Origin of the sequence: Citrobacter sp. MGH106 (assembly GCF_001037495.1) — a bacterium.
Lineage (GTDB): Bacteria > Pseudomonadota > Gammaproteobacteria > Enterobacterales > Enterobacteriaceae > Citrobacter > Citrobacter murliniae.
The window spans coordinates 3,728,132-3,747,605 of the sequence record NZ_KQ089822.1 but is presented as its reverse complement, the minus strand read 5'-3'; the positions used below and the strand labels follow the sequence as shown (position 1 = coordinate 3,747,605).

The 19,474-nt window shown below is 51.5% G+C and carries 16 protein-coding genes and 1 pseudogene; 12 read left to right on the top strand and 5 right to left on the bottom strand.

All coding sequences use genetic code 11. The annotated features are described in order from the left end of the window. The first annotated feature begins 16 nt into the window (after window positions 1–16). A complete protein-coding gene (gene nhaR / locus SK36_RS17485; protein WP_045439611.1) occupies window positions 17–916 on the top strand; it encodes a transcriptional activator NhaR in 900 nt (299 codons plus the stop codon). A gap of 59 nt (window positions 917–975) precedes the next feature. Here the strand turns inward: nhaR and rpsT are convergent, their stop codons facing one another. Continuing rightward, the gene (gene rpsT, locus SK36_RS17480) at window positions 976–1,239 is read right to left on the bottom strand and encodes a 30S ribosomal protein S20 (protein ID WP_003018940.1); all 264 of its coding nucleotides are present in this window, start codon (window positions 1,237–1,239) and stop codon (window positions 976–978) included. A gap of 105 nt (window positions 1,240–1,344) precedes the next feature. On the opposite strand from rpsT, the pseudogene SK36_RS25080 reads away from it, so the two are divergent. The 11 genes and pseudogenes from SK36_RS25080 to caiF all read left to right on the top strand — a co-directional run bounded on the left by SK36_RS25080 (window position 1,345) and on the right by caiF (window position 14,864). After that, a pseudogene (locus SK36_RS25080) lies at window positions 1,345–1,560 on the top strand (DUF2575 domain-containing protein). Between the two features lie 7 nt (window positions 1,561–1,567). Next, window positions 1,568–2,506: a bifunctional riboflavin kinase/FAD synthetase gene (ribF, locus tag SK36_RS17475; RefSeq protein WP_045439613.1), complete on the top strand. Its 939-nt coding sequence runs from the start codon at window positions 1,568–1,570 to the stop codon at window positions 2,504–2,506. Window positions 2,507–2,543: 37 nt separating this feature from the next. Beyond that, window positions 2,544–5,360, top strand: coding sequence for an isoleucine--tRNA ligase (gene ileS, locus SK36_RS17470; RefSeq protein WP_048222080.1), 2,817 nt, complete (start codon window positions 2,544–2,546; stop codon window positions 5,358–5,360). Then, the gene (gene lspA / locus SK36_RS17465) at window positions 5,360–5,857 is read left to right on the top strand and encodes a signal peptidase II (protein ID WP_045439619.1); all 498 of its coding nucleotides are present in this window, start codon (window positions 5,360–5,362) and stop codon (window positions 5,855–5,857) included. The genes ileS and lspA overlap by 1 nt, the downstream gene beginning before the upstream one ends. Window positions 5,858–5,974: 117 nt before the next feature. Next, window positions 5,975–6,424 carry an FKBP-type peptidyl-prolyl cis-trans isomerase gene (gene fkpB / locus SK36_RS17460; protein ID WP_045439628.1) on the top strand — a complete coding sequence of 150 codons (450 nt, stop codon included), beginning with the start codon at window positions 5,975–5,977 and terminating at the stop codon, window positions 6,422–6,424. A gap of 1 nt (window position 6,425) precedes the next feature. Further along, window positions 6,426–7,376, top strand: a complete 951-nt coding sequence (gene ispH, locus SK36_RS17455) for a 4-hydroxy-3-methylbut-2-enyl diphosphate reductase (protein ID WP_045439631.1) — start codon at window positions 6,426–6,428, stop codon at window positions 7,374–7,376. Window positions 7,377–7,441: 65 nt separating this feature from the next. Beyond that, complete coding sequence (gene rihC, locus SK36_RS17450) at window positions 7,442–8,356, top strand: ribonucleoside hydrolase RihC (protein WP_048222799.1); 915 nt, start codon at window positions 7,442–7,444, stop codon at window positions 8,354–8,356. Window positions 8,357–8,521: 165 nt separating this feature from the next. Then, window positions 8,522–9,343, top strand: coding sequence for a 4-hydroxy-tetrahydrodipicolinate reductase (gene dapB / locus SK36_RS17445; protein WP_048222079.1), 822 nt, complete (start codon window positions 8,522–8,524; stop codon window positions 9,341–9,343). A gap of 457 nt (window positions 9,344–9,800) precedes the next feature. Next, entirely contained in the window at window positions 9,801–10,949 is a 1,149-nt protein-coding gene (carA, locus tag SK36_RS17440) for a glutamine-hydrolyzing carbamoyl-phosphate synthase small subunit (protein ID WP_045439637.1), read from the top strand. A gap of 18 nt (window positions 10,950–10,967) precedes the next feature. Then, window positions 10,968–14,192, top strand: coding sequence for a carbamoyl-phosphate synthase large subunit (carB, locus tag SK36_RS17435; RefSeq protein ID WP_045439640.1), 3,225 nt, complete (start codon window positions 10,968–10,970; stop codon window positions 14,190–14,192). Between the two features lie 276 nt (window positions 14,193–14,468). Beyond that, window positions 14,469–14,864, top strand: a complete 396-nt coding sequence (gene caiF, locus SK36_RS17430) for a carnitine metabolism transcriptional regulator CaiF (protein WP_045439642.1) — start codon at window positions 14,469–14,471, stop codon at window positions 14,862–14,864. A gap of 41 nt (window positions 14,865–14,905) precedes the next feature. On the opposite strand, the gene caiE is transcribed toward caiF, so the two are convergent. The 4 genes from caiE to caiB all read right to left on the bottom strand — a co-directional run bounded on the left by caiE (window position 14,906) and on the right by caiB (window position 19,376). Next, window positions 14,906–15,502 (bottom strand): carnitine operon protein CaiE, encoded by a 597-nt coding sequence (gene caiE, locus SK36_RS17425; RefSeq protein WP_045439644.1) that lies wholly within the window; start codon window positions 15,500–15,502, stop codon window positions 14,906–14,908. Between the two features lie 78 nt (window positions 15,503–15,580). After that, on the bottom strand, window positions 15,581–16,366 hold the full coding sequence (caiD, locus tag SK36_RS17420) for a crotonobetainyl-CoA hydratase (RefSeq protein WP_048222078.1): 786 nt from the start codon (window positions 16,364–16,366) through the stop codon (window positions 15,581–15,583). 176 nt (window positions 16,367–16,542) lie between these two features. Then, window positions 16,543–18,096, bottom strand: a complete 1,554-nt coding sequence (gene caiC / locus SK36_RS17415) for a crotonobetaine/carnitine-CoA ligase (protein ID WP_048222077.1) — start codon at window positions 18,094–18,096, stop codon at window positions 16,543–16,545. A gap of 62 nt (window positions 18,097–18,158) precedes the next feature. Continuing rightward, window positions 18,159–19,376: an L-carnitine CoA-transferase gene (gene caiB, locus SK36_RS17410; protein WP_045439653.1), complete on the bottom strand. Its 1,218-nt coding sequence runs from the start codon at window positions 19,374–19,376 to the stop codon at window positions 18,159–18,161. Window positions 19,377–19,474: the final 98 nt, after the last annotated feature.

Here is a 19,474-nt window from a genome sequence, read left to right as displayed (position 1 = left end):
TTTTCAGGGAGAGAGTATGTCTCATATAAATTACAACCACCTGTATTACTTCTGGCATGTGTACAAAGAAGGTTCGGTGGTGGGGGCTGCAGAAGCGCTTTATCTGACGCCACAAACTATTACCGGGCAGATCAAAGCGCTTGAGGAACGTTTACAGGGAAAGTTGTTTAAGCGTAAGGGACGTGGGCTGGAGCCGAGTGAGCTGGGCGAATTAGTTTTTCGATATGCGGACAAGATGTTCACCTTAAGCCAGGAGATGCTGGATATCGTGAACTATCGCAAAGAGTCTAATTTACTGTTCGACGTTGGCGTGGCGGATGCGTTGTCTAAACAGCTGGTCAGCAGCGTGCTGGATGCTGCTGTGGTTAAAGATGAACAGATCCACCTGCGCTGCTTTGAATCAACGCATGAGATGCTGCTGGAGCAGCTCAGCCAGCACAAGCTGGACATGATTATCTCAGACTGCCCGATCGACTCCACGCAACAGGAAGGGCTGTTCTCGGTGAAAATTGGCGAGTGTTGTGTAAGCTTCTGGTGCACAAATCCGTTACCAGAAAAGCCGTTTCCGGCATGTCTCGAGGAACGGCGATTATTGATACCAGGACGTCGTTCAATGCTCGGGCGTAAGTTGCTGAACTGGATTAACTCTCAGGGGCTGAACGTAGAAATCCTCGGGGAGTTTGACGATGCTGCATTGATGAAAGCTTTTGGTGCAACACACAATGCCATTTTTGTTGCACCTACGCTCTATTCGAACAATTTCTATGCAGATGACTCAATTATTGAGATTGGACGCGTGGAGAATGTGATGGAGGAATATCATGCCATTTTTGCCGAGAGGATGATCCAGCATCCGGCGGTGCAGCGTATTTGTAATGCGGATTATTCCGCGCTATTTACGCCAGCGAACAAATAAGCAGACATAAAAAAACCCGCTTGCGCGGGTTTTTTCACAAAGCGACAACAAGCAAGCGATTAAGCCAGTTTGTTGATCTGCGCAGTCAGGTTTGCTTTATGACGTGCAGCTTTGTTTTTGTGGATCAGACCTTTAGCAGCCTGACGATCCACGATTGGTTGCATTTCGTTAAATGCTTTCAGTGCAGTAGCTTTGTCGCCAGCTTCAATAGCTGCGTATACTTTCTTGATGAAAGTACGCATCATAGAGCGACGGCTAGCGTTGTGCTTGCGGGCCTTTTCAGACTGAACGGCGCGCTTCTTAGCTGATTTGATATTAGCCAAGGTCCAACTCCCAAATGTGTTCTATATGGACAATTCAAAGGCCGAGGAATATGCCCTTTTAGCCTTCTTTTGTCAATGGATTTGTGCAAATAAGCGCCGTTTAAATTGCGGCACTCGTTGCGTAGTGATGGCGCAGGATTCTACCAGCTTGCGTGCTGTGAATACAGCTTTTCCACGAGAAAAGTTGAATTGGCTTGCCCGTGAAGGACATCAATTTGTTTCATAACAATGAAAACAATCTTCTTTCTGTTTCGTGGTACCAATCGCCGGTTAACCTTGACCGCGGTACAGGGTATACTTTCACGATTTTCACTGTTTTGAGCCAGACATGAAGCTGATACGAGGCATACATAATCTCAGTCAGGCCCCGCATGGGTGTGTGCTGACTATTGGTAATTTCGATGGCGTGCATCGTGGCCACCGCGCGTTGCTGCAGGGTTTGCAGGAAGAAGGACGCAAGCGGGGCTTGCCGGTAATGGTGATGATTTTTGAGCCACAGCCGCTTGAACTGTTTGCGACTGAAAAGTCACCTGCACGACTGACTCGTTTGCGGGAAAAGCTGCGTTATCTGGCGGAATGCGGCGTTGATTACGTGCTCTGTATACGTTTTGACAGACGCTTTGCCGCATTAACGGCACAGAATTTTATCGGTGACCTGTTGGTTAAGCGGCTGGGTGTACAATTTCTTGCCGTTGGTGATGATTTCCGCTTCGGCGCTGGTCGCGAGGGCGATTTCTTGTTATTACAGGAAGCGGGTGCGGAGTATGGCTTCGATATCACCAGTACCCAGACCTTCTGTGAAGGTGGAGTGCGAATCAGCAGTACCGCAGTGCGCCAGGCGCTGGCTGAAGATAATCTGTTGCTGGCTGAAAGCTTGCTGGGTCATCCCTTTACCATTTCGGGACGGGTTGTACACGGCGACGAGTTAGGACGTACCATCGGCTTTCCGACGGCAAATTTACCGCTCCGTCGCCAGGTCTCTCCTGTAAAAGGGGTGTATGCGGTTGAGGTGATGGGGCTTGGCGAAAAACCTATTCCCGGTGTCGCTAACATCGGTACTCGCCCAACGGTGGCAGGCGTACGCCAGCAGTTAGAAGTGCATTTGCTGGACGTTGTAATGGACCTCTACGGTCGCCATATAGATGTAGTACTGCGTAAAAAAATACGCAACGAACAGCGATTTGCCTCGCTGGATGAACTAAAAGCGCAGATTGCGCGTGATGAGTTAACTGCCCGCGATTTTTTTGGGCTATCAAAACCGGCTTAACGCCTATACGAGTTTTAAATACGGAACCGAGAATCTGATGAGTGACTATAAATCAACCCTGAATTTGCCGGAAACAGGGTTCCCGATGCGCGGCGATCTCGCCAAGCGTGAACCGGGAATGCTGGCGCGTTGGACTGATGATGACCTGTACGGCATCATTCGTGCGGCTAAAAAAGGCAAAAAAACCTTCATTCTGCATGATGGCCCTCCTTATGCGAATGGCAGCATTCATATTGGTCACTCTGTAAACAAGATTCTGAAAGACATTATCGTGAAGTCCAAAGGACTCACGGGATATGACTCGCCTTACGTTCCGGGCTGGGACTGCCACGGTCTGCCTATCGAGCTGAAAGTAGAGCAGGAATTTGGTAAGCCGGGAGAGAAGTTCACTGCCGCAGAGTTCCGTGCCAAATGCCGTGAATATGCCGCAACGCAGGTTGACGGCCAGCGTAAAGACTTTATCCGTCTTGGCGTGCTGGGCGACTGGTCACATCCGTACCTGACGATGGACTTCAAAACCGAAGCCAACATCATTCGCGCGCTGGGTAAAATCATCGGCAACGGTCACCTGCACAAAGGTGCGAAACCGGTGCATTGGTGCGTAGACTGCCGTTCTGCACTGGCGGAAGCGGAAGTTGAATATTACGACAAAACGTCCCCGTCTATCGACGTGGCGTTCCACGCTGCCGACCCTGACGCGGTGAAAGCGAAGTTTGGCGTTTCTGATGTCAACGGCCCGATCTCTCTGGTCATCTGGACTACCACTCCGTGGACGCTGCCGGCTAACCGCGCTATCTCTCTGGCACCTGATTTTGATTATGCGCTGGTGCAGATTGACGGTCAGGCCCTGATTCTGGCAAAAGACCTGGTTGAAAGTGTAATGCAGCGTATTGGCGCCGCTGAGTACAGCATCCTTGGTACAGTAAAAGGCGCTGAGCTGGAACTGCTGCGTTTTACCCATCCGTTTATGGGCTTTGATGTTCCGGCAATCCTTGGCGATCACGTGACGCTGGATGCGGGTACCGGTGCGGTGCATACCGCGCCAGGCCATGGTCCTGACGACTATGTCATTGGTCAGAAATATGGACTGGAAGTGGCTAACCCGGTTGGTCCGGACGGCACTTATCTGCCAGGTACTTATCCAACGCTGGATGGCGTTAACGTATTCAAAGCCAACGATATCGTCGTTGCATTGCTGACTGAAAAAGGCGCACTGCTGCACGTTGAGAAGATGCAACACAGCTATCCTTGCTGCTGGCGTCACAAGTCTCCGATCATCTTCCGTGCAACACCACAGTGGTTCGTCAGCATGGATCAGAAAGGCTTGCGCGCGCAGTCGCTGAAAGAGATCAAAGGTGTACAGTGGATCCCGGACTGGGGTCAGGCGCGTATCGAATCAATGGTTGCCAACCGTCCTGACTGGTGTATCTCCCGTCAGCGTACGTGGGGTGTGCCGATGTCTCTGTTTGTTCACAAAGACACAGAAGAACTGCATCCGCGTGCCATCGAACTGATGGAAGAAGTTGCCAAACGCGTTGAAGTCGACGGCATCCAGGCATGGTGGGATCTCGATCCAAAAGATATCCTCGGTGACGAAGCTGACCAGTATGTCAAAGTACCGGATACGCTGGACGTATGGTTCGATTCCGGGTCAACCCATTCATCCGTGGTTGATGTGCGCCCTGAGTTTTCTGGTCACGCGGCAGATATGTATCTGGAAGGCTCTGACCAGCATCGCGGTTGGTTCATGTCTTCGCTGATGATTTCCACCGCAATGAAGGGCAAAGCGCCATACCGTCAGGTACTGACCCACGGTTTCACCGTTGATGGTCAGGGACGCAAGATGTCCAAGTCCATCGGTAACACCGTTAGCCCACAGGATGTGATGAACAAACTGGGTGCGGATATTCTGCGTCTGTGGGTGGCATCTACTGACTACACCGGCGAAATGGCGGTTTCAGACGAAATCCTGAAACGTGCTGCTGACAGCTATCGTCGTATCCGTAACACCGCTCGCTTCCTGCTGGCGAACCTGAACGGGTTTGATCCGCTAAAAGACATGGTGAAACCGGAAGAGATGGTCGTGCTGGATCGCTGGGCTGTGGGCTGTGCACAAGCGGCACAGGACGAGATCCTGAAAGCCTACGAAGCCTATGACTTCCACGAAGTCGTGCAGCGCCTGATGCGCTTCTGCTCCGTTGAAATGGGTTCGTTCTATCTCGACATCATCAAAGACCGCCAGTACACCGCGAAAGCGGACAGCGTGGCGCGTCGTAGTTGCCAGACTGCGCTGTTCCATATCGCAGAAGCACTGGTCCGTTGGATGGCACCAATCATGTCCTTTACCGCCGATGAAATCTGGGGTTACCTGCCAGGCGATCGCGAGAAGTATGTTTTCACCGGTGAGTGGTACCAAGGTCTGTTTGGTCTGGCCGATACTGAAGCGATGAACGACGCATTCTGGGACGAACTGCTGAAAGTGCGTGGCGAAGTGAACAAGGTTATCGAGCAGGCGCGTACGGATAAGAAAGTGGGCGGTTCTCTGGAAGCGGCAGTCACCCTGTATGCTGAGCCAGAACTGGCTGCGAAGCTGACCGCACTGGGCGAAGAGTTACGCTTTGTTCTGTTGACCTCTGGCGCGATTGTTGCGGATTATGCAGAAGCACCTGCTGATGCTCAGCAGAGCGAACTGCTCAAAGGTCTGAAAATCGTACTGAGCAAAGCCGAAGGTGAGAAGTGCCCGCGTTGCTGGCATTACACCACCGACGTCGGTCAGGTGGCGGAACACGCAGAAATCTGCGGACGCTGTGTCAGCAACATCGCCGGTGATGGCGAAAAACGTAAGTTTGCCTGATGAGTAAGCCTCTTTGTTCAACTGGGCTACGCTGGCTATGGCTGGTGGTAGTCGTGCTGATTATCGATTTGGGCAGCAAATACCTGATCCTCCAGAACTTTGCTCTGGGGGATACGGTGTCGCTATTCCCGTCGCTTAATCTGCACTATGCGCGTAATTATGGCGCTGCGTTTAGCTTCTTAGCCGACAGCGGTGGCTGGCAGCGCTGGTTCTTCGCCGGTATCGCGATTGGTATTTGTGTCATTCTGGCGGTGATGATGTATCGCTCGAAGGCGACGCAGAAGCTGAACAACATTGCCTATGCGCTAATCATTGGTGGCGCGCTGGGGAACCTGTTCGATCGACTGTGGCATGGTTTCGTGGTCGATATGATCGACTTTTACGTTGGTGACTGGCATTTCGCGACATTCAATCTTGCTGATACGGCGATTTGTATTGGCGCTGCGTTGATTGTCCTGGAAGGCTTCTTACCTTCGAAAGAGAAAAAAGCCGCATAAAAAAATGCCGGATAACGCTATGCTTATCCGGCGTGTAATATATCGCGATCCTTGTTTGCCCGGCTTGCTTAGCGCTACCGGGCAAACAGGCGGCAGCAATTTTAAAGAGCAATCTGCATGTCTAAATCAGTACAGAGTAACAGTGCGGTGCTGGTGCACTTCACCTTAAAGCTCGACGATGGCTCCACCGCAGAGTCAACCCGCAATAACGGTAAGCCTGCGCTGTTCCGCCTGGGCGATGGTTCTCTGTCTGAAGGACTGGAACAACATCTTCTGGGGTTAAAAGAGGGTGATAAAACCACTTTTTCTCTGGAGCCGGACGCCGCCTTTGGTGTGGCAAGCCCGGACTTAATTCAGTATTTCTCGCGTCGGGAATTTATGGACGCAGGTGAGCCAGAAATTGGCGCTATCATGCTCTTTACCGCAATGGACGGCAGTGAGATGCCGGGTGTGATCCGCGAAATCAATGGTGATTCAATCACGGTTGACTTCAACCATCCGCTGGCCGGGCATACCGTTCATTTTGATATTGAAGTGCTGGAAGTCGAACCGGCACTGGAGGCGTAAAATGCAGATCCTGTTGGCCAACCCGCGCGGTTTTTGCGCTGGCGTAGACCGCGCTATCAGCATTGTAGAAAACGCGCTGGCCATTTACGGCGCGCCGATTTATGTCCGCCATGAAGTGGTGCATAACCGCTATGTGGTGGATAGTCTGCGCGAGCGCGGCGCTATTTTTATAGAACAAATCAGCGAAGTGCCAGATGGCGCGATCCTGATTTTCTCAGCTCACGGAGTGTCTCAGGCAGTACGTAATGAGGCGAAGGGTCGCGACCTCACGGTGTTTGATGCAACCTGTCCGCTGGTGACGAAAGTGCATATGGAAGTCGCGCGAGCCAGCCGTCGCGGTGAAGAGTCGATCCTGATCGGCCACGCCGGGCACCCGGAAGTCGAAGGCACAATGGGGCAGTACAGCAACCCGCAAGGGGGAATGTATCTGGTTGAATCACCAGATGATGTGTGGACGCTGGACGTTAAAAACGAAGCGAAGCTGTCGTTTATGACGCAAACCACGCTCTCAGTGGACGACACATCTGATGTGATTGACGCGCTACGTAACCGTTTCCCGAAAATTGTCGGACCGCGTAAAGACGATATCTGCTATGCCACCACTAACCGACAGGAAGCGGTTCGTGCGCTGGCGGAACAAGCGGATGTGGTACTGGTGGTCGGTTCAAAAAACTCCTCTAACTCCAACCGCCTGGCCGAGCTGGCGCAGCGTATGGGCAAAGCGGCATACCTGATCGACGATGCGACCGATATCCAGGAATTGTGGGTGAAAGAGGCGAAGTGCGTGGGTGTCACCGCCGGAGCTTCTGCACCGGATATCCTGGTGCAGAACGTGATTACTCGCCTACAGGAGTTTGGCGGCGGGGAACCTGTTCCGCTGGAAGGACGTGAAGAGAACATTGTTTTCGAAGTGCCTAAAGAGCTGCGTGTGGATGTTCGTGAAGTAGAGTAAAACTTTCACTTATCTATTATGAGAAGATGCCAGACTTAACGTCTGGCATTTTTTTTGGAGAAACCATGCGCTTACCGATCATTCTTGATACCGACCCCGGCATTGATGATGCCGCTGCTATAGCCGCCGCGCTGTTTGCCCCTGAGCTGGATCTGCAACTGATGACCACGGTGGCAGGTAACGTTTCTGTGGAAAAAACCACTCGTAACGCGCTACAACTGCTACATTTCTGGAATGCGGATATCCCGCTGGCACAAGGGGCATCAATGCCGTTGCTGCGACCGCTACGCGACGCGGCTTCTGTACACGGTGAGTCCGGTATGGAAGGATATGAGTTTGTCGAACATAACCGTCAGCCGCTAGTAAAACCCGCCTTTCAGGTGATCCGTGATGCATTGATGAGCTCTCCTGAACCCCTCACCCTGGTTGCTATTGGTCCGTTAACTAATATTGCATTGCTGCTGATGCACTATCCGGAATGTGCGTTCAATATTCGTCGTCTGGTGATCATGGGCGGTTCCGCGGGTAGGGGAAACTTTACGCCAAATGCGGAGTTTAATATTGCTATCGATCCTGAAGCGGCAGCAAAAGTATTCCAGAGTGGGCTGGAGATTGTGATGTGCGGGCTGGATGTTACTAATCAGGCAGTACTCGCACCAGATTATCTGGCGACATTGCCTGAGTTGAACCAGACCGGGAAAATGCTGCATGCGCTGTTCAGTCATTACCGCAGTAGTAGCATGAATACAGGGCTGCGTATGCACGATCTCTGCGCCATTGCCTGGCTGGTGCATCCGGATCTGTTCACAATGAAGCCGTGCTTTGTGGCAGTAGAAACGCAGGGTGAATACACGTCGGGTACGACGGTGGTGGATATTGAAGGACGACTTGGTCAACCGGCAAATGCACAGGTGGCGCTGGATCTGAACGTTGAAGGTTTTCAACAGTGGGTTGCTCACGTGTTGGCGCTGGCCCCCTGATTTCTGCACGATATGACGCTGCTTTTTCCGTAGTGTCATGTCTTTTACTGATATCTCTCCCTGTTTATCATTAAATTCTAATTATCGACGTTTTCGGCTGGCGGCGCAGCGATGCGCTGGTTAATCTGAAAATGATTTACGTGAAATTAACAAAAGAGAATAGCTATGCATGATGCACAAATCCGCGTTGCCATCGCGGGAGCCGGGGGGCGCATGGGGCGTCAGTTGATTCAGGCCACCCTCGGCATGGATGGCGTACAGCTGGGCGCGGCGCTGGAGCGTGAAGGCTCATCCTTGCTGAGTAGCGATGCCGGAGAGTTGGCAGGAGCCGGGAAAACGGGCGTTACTGTGCAGAGTAGCCTTGAGGCGATCAAAGATGATTTCGATATTTTTATCGATTTTACTCGCCCGGAAGGCACTTTGACGCATCTGGCATTTTGTCGCCAGCATGGAAAAGGGATGGTTATTGGGACGACTGGCTTTGATGATGCAGGCAAACAAGCTATTCATGATGCTGCTCAGGAGATTGGCATTGTATTCGCCGCTAACTTTAGCGTGGGTGTCAATGTCATGCTGAAGCTTCTGGAAAAAGCGGCGAAAGTGATGGGTGATTACACCGACATTGAAATCATCGAAGCCCACCACCGTCATAAAGTAGATGCGCCGTCAGGCACAGCGCTGGCGATGGGAGAAGCGATTGCCGGGGCACTGGATAAAGATCTCAAAGATTGCGCTGTCTATAGCCGTGAAGGTTACACCGGTGAACGTGTACCTGGCACCATTGGTTTTGCCACAGTGCGTGCAGGGGACATCGTCGGGGAACATACCGCGATGTTCGCTGATATTGGCGAACGTATCGAGATTACGCACAAGGCTTCCAGCCGTATGACGTTTGCTAATGGAGCGGTGAGATCGGCCATCTGGCTTAAATCTAAGTCAAATGGTCTTTTTGACATGCGTGATGTGCTTGATTTACGCAGTTTATAGGCATTATTTATCCTTCGTGATGTGGTTATTGTAATCATAATTAGTTGATTACATGGGGCAATATTTTATTGCCCTTTTATTTTTGATTGTTTTTGTGTGTTTTTGTCCTGAGTTGATTAATTTGAAACATTTACCTACAGTATTTTGTAGATTAAATGTAAATTTTGACCAAATGGTCTACTTTTTTTCATGTGTAAGCTATTTTTCACGCTCGATAAGTTCCGCAAGCGTTTTCCACCCCCACTTAGCTGATCTTTTTGCCTGTTAAATCGCATGTTTCATTCCAGTTGCGTAAAATAATAATAAAAATTGCCCTTTTGGGTAGACTTTTAGCTGGGCTGTCTCTAGAATGCCGCCGTTTGCCAGAAATCCATAGGTAAGCAAATTTGCATTGATTCATTCTGTCTTAATGAATTAATATGCAAATAAAGTGAGTGAATATTCTCTGGAGGGTGTTTTGATTAAGTCAGCGCTATTGGTTCTGGAAGACGGAACCCAGTTTCACGGTCGGGCCATAGGGGCAACAGGTTCGGCGGTTGGGGAAGTCGTTTTCAATACTTCAATGACCGGTTATCAAGAAATCCTCACTGATCCTTCCTATTCCCGCCAAATCGTCACTCTTACTTATCCCCATATCGGCAATGTCGGCACCAATGAAGCCGATGCAGAATCTTCTCAGGTACATGCGCAAGGTCTGGTCATCCGCGACCTGCCACTGATTGCCAGCAACTTCCGCGATACTGAAGACCTCTCTTCTTACCTGAAGCGTCACAACATTGTGGCGATTGCCGATATTGATACCCGTAAGCTGACTCGTCTGCTGCGTGAAAAAGGCGCACAGAATGGCTGCATCATTGCAGGGGATAACCCGGATGCAGCTCTGGCGCTGGAAAAAGCGAAAGCCTTCCCAGGCCTGAACGGAATGGACCTGGCGAAAGAAGTCACCACTGCGGAGCCTTACAACTGGACGCAGGGGAGCTGGACGCTGGCAGGTGACCTGCCAGAAGCGAAATCTGCAGATGAACTCCCGTTCCATGTTGTGGCTTATGATTTTGGTGCTAAACGCAATATTCTGCGCATGTTAGTGGATCGCGGCTGTCGCCTGACGGTGGTGCCGGCGAAGACCTCCGCAGAGGAAGTACTGAAGATGAATCCGGACGGTATTTTCCTGTCCAACGGTCCTGGTGACCCGGCTCCGTGCGACTACGCTATCGACGCGATTGGAAAATTCCTCGAAACCGATATTCCGGTATTCGGCATCTGCCTCGGCCATCAGCTACTGGCGCTGGCGAGCGGTGCTAAGACTATCAAGATGAAGTTTGGCCACCACGGCGGCAACCATCCGGTTAAAGATATTGATAACAACACCGTGATGATTACTGCACAAAACCACGGCTTTGCGGTGGATGAAGCGTCGCTGCCTGCAAACCTGCGCGTAACGCATAAATCGCTGTTCGATGGCACCCTTCAGGGTATCCACCGCACTGATAAACCGGCGTTCAGCTTCCAGGGCCACCCGGAAGCCAGTCCGGGGCCGCATGATGCTGCGCCGCTGTTCGACCACTTTATCGAGTTAATTGAGCTTTACCGTCAGTCCGCGAAATAATCAGGAGTTAATAGAGCCATGCCAAAACGTACAGACATAAAAAGTATCCTGATTCTGGGCGCGGGTCCGATTGTTATCGGCCAGGCGTGTGAGTTTGACTATTCCGGTGCGCAGGCATGTAAGGCCCTGCGTGAAGAGGGTTACCGCGTTATTCTGGTAAACTCCAACCCGGCAACCATCATGACCGACCCGGAAATGGCCGATGCTACCTACATCGAGCCGATTCACTGGGAAGTTGTGCGTAAGATTATCGAAAAAGAACGCCCGGATGCGGTACTGCCGACCATGGGCGGCCAGACTGCGCTGAACTGTGCACTGGAACTTGAGCGTCAGGGCGTACTGGCTGAATTCGGTGTGACCATGATTGGGGCAACGGCGGATGCGATTGATAAAGCTGAAGACCGCCGTCGCTTCGATATCGCGATGAAGAAAATCGGCCTCGACACTGCGCGTTCTGGTATCGCACATACCATGGAAGAAGCGCTCGCGGTTGCCGCTGATGTTGGCTTTCCGTGCATTATCCGGCCTAGCTTCACCATGGGCGGCACCGGTGGCGGTATCGCTTATAACCGCGAAGAGTTTGAAGAAATTTGCGAACGCGGGTTGGATCTTTCCCCAACCAAAGAGCTGCTGATTGATGAGTCGCTGATTGGCTGGAAAGAGTACGAGATGGAAGTGGTACGTGATAAAAACGACAACTGCATCATCGTCTGCTCCATCGAAAACTTCGACGCTATGGGCATCCATACTGGTGACTCCATCACCGTAGCTCCGGCGCAAACGCTGACCGATAAAGAATACCAAATCATGCGTAACGCCTCGATGGCGGTACTGCGTGAAATCGGCGTGGAAACCGGTGGTTCTAACGTCCAGTTTGCGGTGAATCCAAAAAATGGTCGTCTGATTGTTATCGAAATGAACCCGCGTGTTTCTCGATCGTCGGCGCTGGCATCAAAAGCGACCGGTTTCCCGATTGCGAAAGTGGCGGCAAAACTGGCGGTCGGTTATACCCTCGACGAACTGATGAATGACATCACGGGCGGTCGTACTCCGGCTTCCTTTGAGCCGTCTATCGACTACGTCGTGACCAAAATCCCACGCTTTAACTTCGAGAAATTCGCCGGCGCCAACGACCGTCTGACTACTCAGATGAAATCTGTTGGTGAAGTGATGGCGATTGGTCGCACCCAGCAGGAATCTTTGCAGAAAGCACTGCGCGGTCTGGAAGTGGGGGCTACCGGTTTCGACCCTAAAGTGAGCCTGGATGACCCGGAAGCGCTGACCAAGATTCGCCGTGAGCTGAAAGATGCGGGCGCTGAGCGTATCTGGTATATCGCCGATGCGTTCCGCGCAGGCCTGTCCGTCGATGGTGTCTTCAACCTGACCAACATCGACCGCTGGTTCCTGGTACAAATTGAAGAACTGGTGCGTCTGGAAGAAAAAGTGGCGGAGCTTGGCATCAACGGGCTCAATGCTGACTTCCTGCGTGCTCTTAAGCGTAAAGGCTTTGCCGATGCGCGTCTGGCAAAACTGGCGGGCGTGCGCGAAGCGGAAATCCGCAAGCTGCGCGAACAGTATAATCTGCACCCGGTTTATAAGCGTGTAGATACCTGCGCCGCAGAATTTGCCACCGATACCGCTTATATGTACTCCACCTATGAAGATGAATGCGAAGCGAACCCAACGCAGGATCGCGACAAAATCATGGTCCTGGGTGGTGGTCCGAACCGTATCGGTCAGGGTATTGAATTCGACTACTGCTGCGTACATGCTTCGCTGGCACTGCGTGAAGACGGCTACGAGACCATCATGGTTAACTGTAACCCGGAAACTGTCTCTACCGACTACGACACTTCTGACCGTCTGTACTTTGAGCCGGTAACTCTGGAAGACGTGCTGGAAATCGTGCGCATCGAGAAACCAAAAGGTGTCATCGTCCAGTACGGCGGCCAGACCCCGCTGAAGCTGGCGCGTGCGCTGGAAGCCGCAGGTGTGCCGGTTATCGGCACCAGCCCGGATGCAATTGACCGTGCAGAAGACCGTGAAAGATTCCAGCACGCGGTTGACCGTCTGAAACTGAAACAACCCGCGAACGCCACCGTCACCGCCATCGAACAAGCAGTTGAGAAGGCGAAAGAGATTGGCTATCCGCTGGTGGTGCGTCCATCCTACGTTCTCGGCGGTCGCGCGATGGAAATCGTCTACGACGAAGCCGACTTACGTCGCTACTTCCAGACGGCAGTTAGCGTCTCCAACGACGCGCCGGTACTTCTGGACCGTTTCCTGGATGACGCGGTAGAAGTGGATGTGGATGCTATTTGCGACGGCGAAATGGTGCTGATTGGTGGCATCATGGAACACATCGAACAGGCTGGCGTTCACTCCGGTGATTCAGCATGTTCCCTGCCAGCCTACACGCTGAGCCAGGAAATTCAGGATGTAATGCGCCAGCAGGTGCAAAAGTTGGCCTTCGAACTGCAGGTTCGTGGTCTGATGAACGTCCAGTTTGCGGTGAAGAATAACGAAGTCTACCTGATTGAAGTCAACCCGCGTGCGGCGCGTACGGTACCGTTTGTGTCGAAGGCGACGGGGGTTCCGCTGGCGAAAGTGGCTGCACGAGTGATGGCAGGTAAAACGCTGGCACAGCAGGGCGTCACCAAAGAAGTTATCCCACCGTACTACTCGGTAAAAGAAGTGGTGCTGCCGTTCAACAAATTCCCGGGCGTTGACCCCCTTTTAGGGCCAGAAATGCGCTCTACCGGTGAAGTGATGGGCGTTGGCCGCACCTTTGCGGAAGCGTTCGCTAAGGCACAGTTGGGTAGCAGCTCCACCATGAAAAAACAGGGCCGCGCTTTACTCTCTGTTCGCGAAGGCGACAAAGAGCGCGTCGTCGACCTTGCGGCCAAACTGCTGAAGTTTGGTTTTGAGCTGGATGCCACGCACGGTACAGCGATTGTTCTGGGGGAGGCCGGGATTAACCCGCGTCTGGTGAATAAAGTGCATGAAGGTCGCCCGCACATTCAGGACCGTATCAAGAATGGCGAATACACCTACATCATCAACACCACGGAAGGTCGTCAGGCGATTGAGGATTCCAAGCTGATTCGTCGCAGTGCGCTGCAGTACAAAGTGCATTATGACACCACCCTGAACGGTGGTTTTGCCACGGCGATGGCGTTGAATGCGGATGCCACAGAGAAGGTGACGTCTGTTCAGGAAATGCACGCGCAGATCAATAAATAATATCTGGATGGTCCGGTGATAATTGCGTTAAGCGGACTTTAAATATAATTCGAAACGGTTTCTGTAAAGGAGCCGTTTTTTTTTGCTCTATCAGGTCATTCCTGGATAAATAGAATTCCATAACCACATTTTCAATGTAATAAGCGCGATGTTGCTCACACTAATCAACATTCAAGTCGCATACTATCCTTTATATACACAATTTTAATATGGCTTTGTTTTTATTAATTTTGGACAAGCCGTAGCCAGATTTTTAATTTGTGAAATGGTGCGCTTATGTGTGAAGAATATGTTGAAAGACCGCTTTATTTGTTAATTGCCGATTGGATTATGGCAGAAGATCGTTGGGTGACGGCAAAAGAAATTTCCCGTCATTTCGATATTGAACATTGCAAAGCGATTAATACGCTCTCTTATATTCTTTCGGAAGTGAGTGAAATTGTTTGTGAAGTTAAGATGATCCCTAATCAGCTTGCTGGTCGCGGATGTCAGTGTCAGCGCCTGGTGAAAGTTGTGAGAATTGATCCTCAGCTTTATAGCCGATTGAGCCACGGTCTGCAGGAAAAAAGAGTGAGTGTAGGGAAAACGCCACGGATGTCGGCTGTTCCCCCTAGTGAGCTTAATCGCGAGCAGAAATGGCAGATGATGCTGTCAAAAAGTATGCGTCGGTAATCTTTTCTTTGCCGGATGGTGCTTATGCTTATCCGGCACCATCAGGAAGCCGTTTTGGGCTTTACCTCCGTTGTGCCTTTGAGGCGTGGACGGTTTTCTTCGACCTGCGTTAACGGCTGGGTTTCATGTAACCCAGCCCTACAGCGCACAGCGAGATCCTGATACTCCCTGGTATTCATTCGCTTCCACTGCAATTCCTGATCCGTCACTTCTCGTATTACCCGGGCGGGTGCCCCAACCAGTAATTGCCTTGGTTCGCCAGTAAATCCTGCTTTAACAAAGCTCATGGCGGCGACAATGCTTTCTTCGCCTATCACGGCACCGTCCATAATTACGCTGTTCATGCCAACCAGCGCATCGCGACCAATCACGCAGCCGTGCAGGATCGCGCCGTGTCCGATGTGTCCGTGCTCATGCACAATGGTATCGGTGTCGCAGTATCCATGCATGATGCAGCTATCCTGCAGATTGGAGCCTGCTTCAAGGATCAGACGACCATAGTCGCCGCGCAGTGAAGCGAGTGGGCCAATATAGACACCCGCACCGACAATTACATCGCCAATCAGCACAGCACTGGGATGAACATAAGCAGACGGGTGTACCACGGGGATAAGACCTTCAAAAGCGTAATAGCTCACGATATTCCTTATTTTTACCGGATGGCGGTATACGGTATTTGTTGGCCGGATAAGCGAAGCCTATCCGGCATGACAACATTAACGACCTTTCCACACCGGATCGCGTTTTTCGGCAAACGCCTGCGGACCTTCAAGCGCATCTTCAGAGTGCAACACCGCCGGGTAGTGTTTCAGCACACCACTGCGGATATAGCGGTAGCCTTCTTCTACTGGCATTTCACTGGTAGCACGGTAAATCTCTTTTAGCGCTGCGATAGCCAGTGGGGCGCTATTCACCAGCTGTTGTGCCAGTTCGCGCGCACTGTCTATAAGCTCGCTTTGGTTGACGACACGGTTTACGATCCCCCAACGTAGAGCTTCTTCGGCGCTCATCCGTCTGCCGGTCATCACCATTTCGTTGACGATAGCCGGTGGCAGCAGCTTGGGCAAACGGAGCACTCCGCCACTGTCAGGCACAATACCGAGCTTCGCTTCCGGCAGCGCAAAGCTGGCGTTTTCTGCACAGACGATAAAGTCCGCAGCCAGTGCCAGCTCGAAACCACCGCCAAAGGCATAGCCGTTTACTGCCGCTATGACAGGCTTGTTGAGGTCGAAAATTTCGGTTAAACCGGCGAAGCCGCCAGGACCAAAATCAGCATCCGGAGCTTCACCTTCTGCCGCCGCTTTTAAGTCCCAACCGGCGGAAAAGAATTTCTCTCCGCCGCCGGTGATGATAGCCACGCGTAATTCAGGATCGTCACGGAAATTAAGAAAAGCCTCTCCCATTTCAAAACTGGTTTTGGCATCAATGGCATTCGCCTTTGGTCTGTCCAGCGTAATTTCCAGAATCGGGCCATTGCGGGTCAGATGTAATGATTCACTCATAGTTCATCTCCAAAAATATACCCTTCGTTTTTCAGGCTGCATTTTTGTTAGCTGCGCCCGCTCACCCAATTCACATAGTTATCTATGCTCCTGGGATGAGCGGACTTGCCGTCTCAATGCAACTCGAAATCTATTGGGTATAGATTTCCCGGCAGGAGGAATTCCCGCCAGAGGGGTTATTTCAGATTTTTTTTGATTATTTTTCCTGAACAATTACGCGGCAGGTCGGTTCGTATCTCCATAAAAGAGGGAACCTTAAATTTCGCCATATTGTGTTCGCAGAAGCTGAAGAATTCTGCTTCGCTTAATGTTTCACCTTCATTCAGTACGATAAAAGCTTTAATCGCCTCATCACGGATAGAGTCCTTAATACCGACAACGACGATGTCCTGAATTTTGGGGTGGGCGGAGATAATATTTTCCAGTTCGACACAGGAGACATTTTCTCCACCGCGTTTAATCATGTTGCAGCGCCTGTCGACGAAATAGAAAAAACCATCTTCATCCTGGTAACCTGAATCGCCGGTATGCAGCCAACCCTCAGGCTCCAGCGCTTTGGCCGTCGCATCCGGTTGTGCATAGTACTCTTTGAAGATCGTTTTACCCGGTACGCCCTTAATACAGATTTCGCCAATTTCTCCGGCGGGTAGGGGACGGTTTTGATCGTCGCGGATTTCTGCTTCATAGCTAAAGCCCACTCGCCCAATAGAGGGCCAGCGTCGTTTATCCCCCGGACGGTCTCCAATAATGCCGACAATCGTTTCTGTCATGCCGTAGGAGGTCAGGAGTCTGACGCCAAACCGTGCGATAAAGTCATCCTTCTCCTGTACCGATAAATTGAGATAGAACATCACTTCGCGCAGATGATGCTGCTTGTCCGTGGATGCAGCGGGCTGCACCATCAATGTTCTGATCATCATCGGAATGCATTCTGTAACCGTCGCCTGATATTTACGTACCTGCTCCCAGAAGGCCCGGGCGCTGTATTTCTCTATCAGAACAAAGGTACTGCCTGCAGAGAATGCCGCCATTGCTGCCGTACACTGGCAGTCGATATGAAAGGCGGGCATCACCGTCAGGTACACATCATCGTCGCGCAGGGCGCATTGCCAGGAGGAGTAGTAGCCAGCAAAACGCAGGTTATAGTGGGTAATGACCACCCCTTTGGGACGCGAGGTGGTTCCTGAGGTGAACAGGATTTCCGCCGTATCGTCAGTGGATAACGCAGGCGCATAACACAGCGTTGCTGGCTGTTGGTTTTTCAGGTCGGAAAAGTGACTTACGCCGTCGTCAGCTGGAACATGATCGCTAATCAAACAGATGTGATTGAGCGGAGTCTCATTTTCCAACTTTATCTGGCGATACATGGGATAAAACTGGGTGCTGGTGACCAGCAGACTGACCTGGCTGTTTTGCAGGATCCAGGCACTTTCCTCTCCCAGTAAGCGGGCATTAATCGGTACCATAATGGCGCCAATTTTTGCCAGCCCAAACCAGCAAAAAATGAATTCCGGGCAGTTATCCAGATGCAATGCGACCTTATCGCCTTTGCGGATCCCCAGGGAATGAAAAAGATTTGCCGTGCGGTTAATCTCTTCATTAAGCGAGGCATAACTAAACTGTCGAACGTTTCCTTCACAGGATTCGAAAATAAGCGCCGTTTTATCTCCGTACACCCCGGCCAGGTCGTCCCACATCTGACGTAAGTTTTGTCTGCCAACGATATCCATATTACTTATCCACTGAAATCAGGCGTGAGCGCTAACCAAACGAACTGGCCAGCGCGTCGCGTTTAATCCTCAACTCTGGCCAGGCCTTTGCCGACCAGCTCATTAATGTCTGCTTCGCTATAACCGATATTTTTCAGAATGGCGGCGGTATCCATGCCGTGTGATGGCATGCCACGCCAGATTTTCCCCGGGTTGTTTTTGAATTTCGGCATGATGTTCGGTCCTTTACAGGTGCGACCGTCCATCGTTTGCCACTGGGTAATCGATTCACGGGCAACGTACTGCGGGTTATCTTCCAGTTCAGGAATGGTCAGCACTTTCGCACAAGCGATATTCAGTTCCGCAAAGCGCGCCTGCACTTCAGCGATGGTGTGCGTTGCCAGCCAGGCGTCCAGTTTCTCCTCGACTAACGGACCATATGGACATTCAACGCGGTGGATAAGCTGCGTTCCTTCCGGCACTTCAGGCGTACCGAGAATGTGCGCCAGTCCAATATCCTTAAAGCATTCGTTGATTTGCGTGATACCAACCAGTTCCATGACGATGTAACCATCGGCACATTTATACAGGCCGCAACCGGCATAATAGGGGTCTTTGCCTTTGGTCATTCGCGGACATATTTCGCCGCCGTTGAAATAATCCATCATGAAGTACTGGCCCATACGCAGCATCACTTCATACATGGCAACATCAATACTTTCGCCTTTACCGGTCTCACGCACTTTGTGCAGCGCCGCGAGTGCTGCTGTGGTTGCGGTCATACCTGAGAAGTAATCGGCTGTGTAGGGGAAGGCAGGCATGGGCTGATCAACGTCGCCGTTCTGGATCAGATAGCCGCTGAATGCCTGAGCAATGGTGTTGTAAGCGGGGAGATTGGTGTACTCATCGGTACCAAACTGGCCGAAGCCGGAAAGATGGGCAATAACCAGTTTCGGGTTATGTTGCCACAGCACCTCGTCGGTAATACCACGACGAGCGAAGGCCGGGCCTTTACTGGCTTCAATGAAAATGTCGGTGGTTTCCATTAACTTCAGAAACGCTTCCCGCCCCTCATCTTTGAAAATATTGAGCGAAAGAGCGTGCAGGTTGCGGCGTGATAGCTGCGGATAGTTAGGTTGTACTCGGATGGTATCGGCCCAGGCGACGTTTTCAATCCAGATAACTTCAGCACCCCATTCGGCAAACATTTGTCCGGCGAACGGCCCGGCAATTTCGATCCCTGAGAAGACCACGCGTAATCCGGACAGTGGTCCAAAAGCGGGCATTGGTAGACGGTTCATAAATTAGCTCCTGGCAGTGAGTTGTAGGCCCGGTAAGCTCAGCGCTACCGGGCATGTTTCCGGATGAGGGCTTAGCTCTCTCTCCGGCCTACAGATGC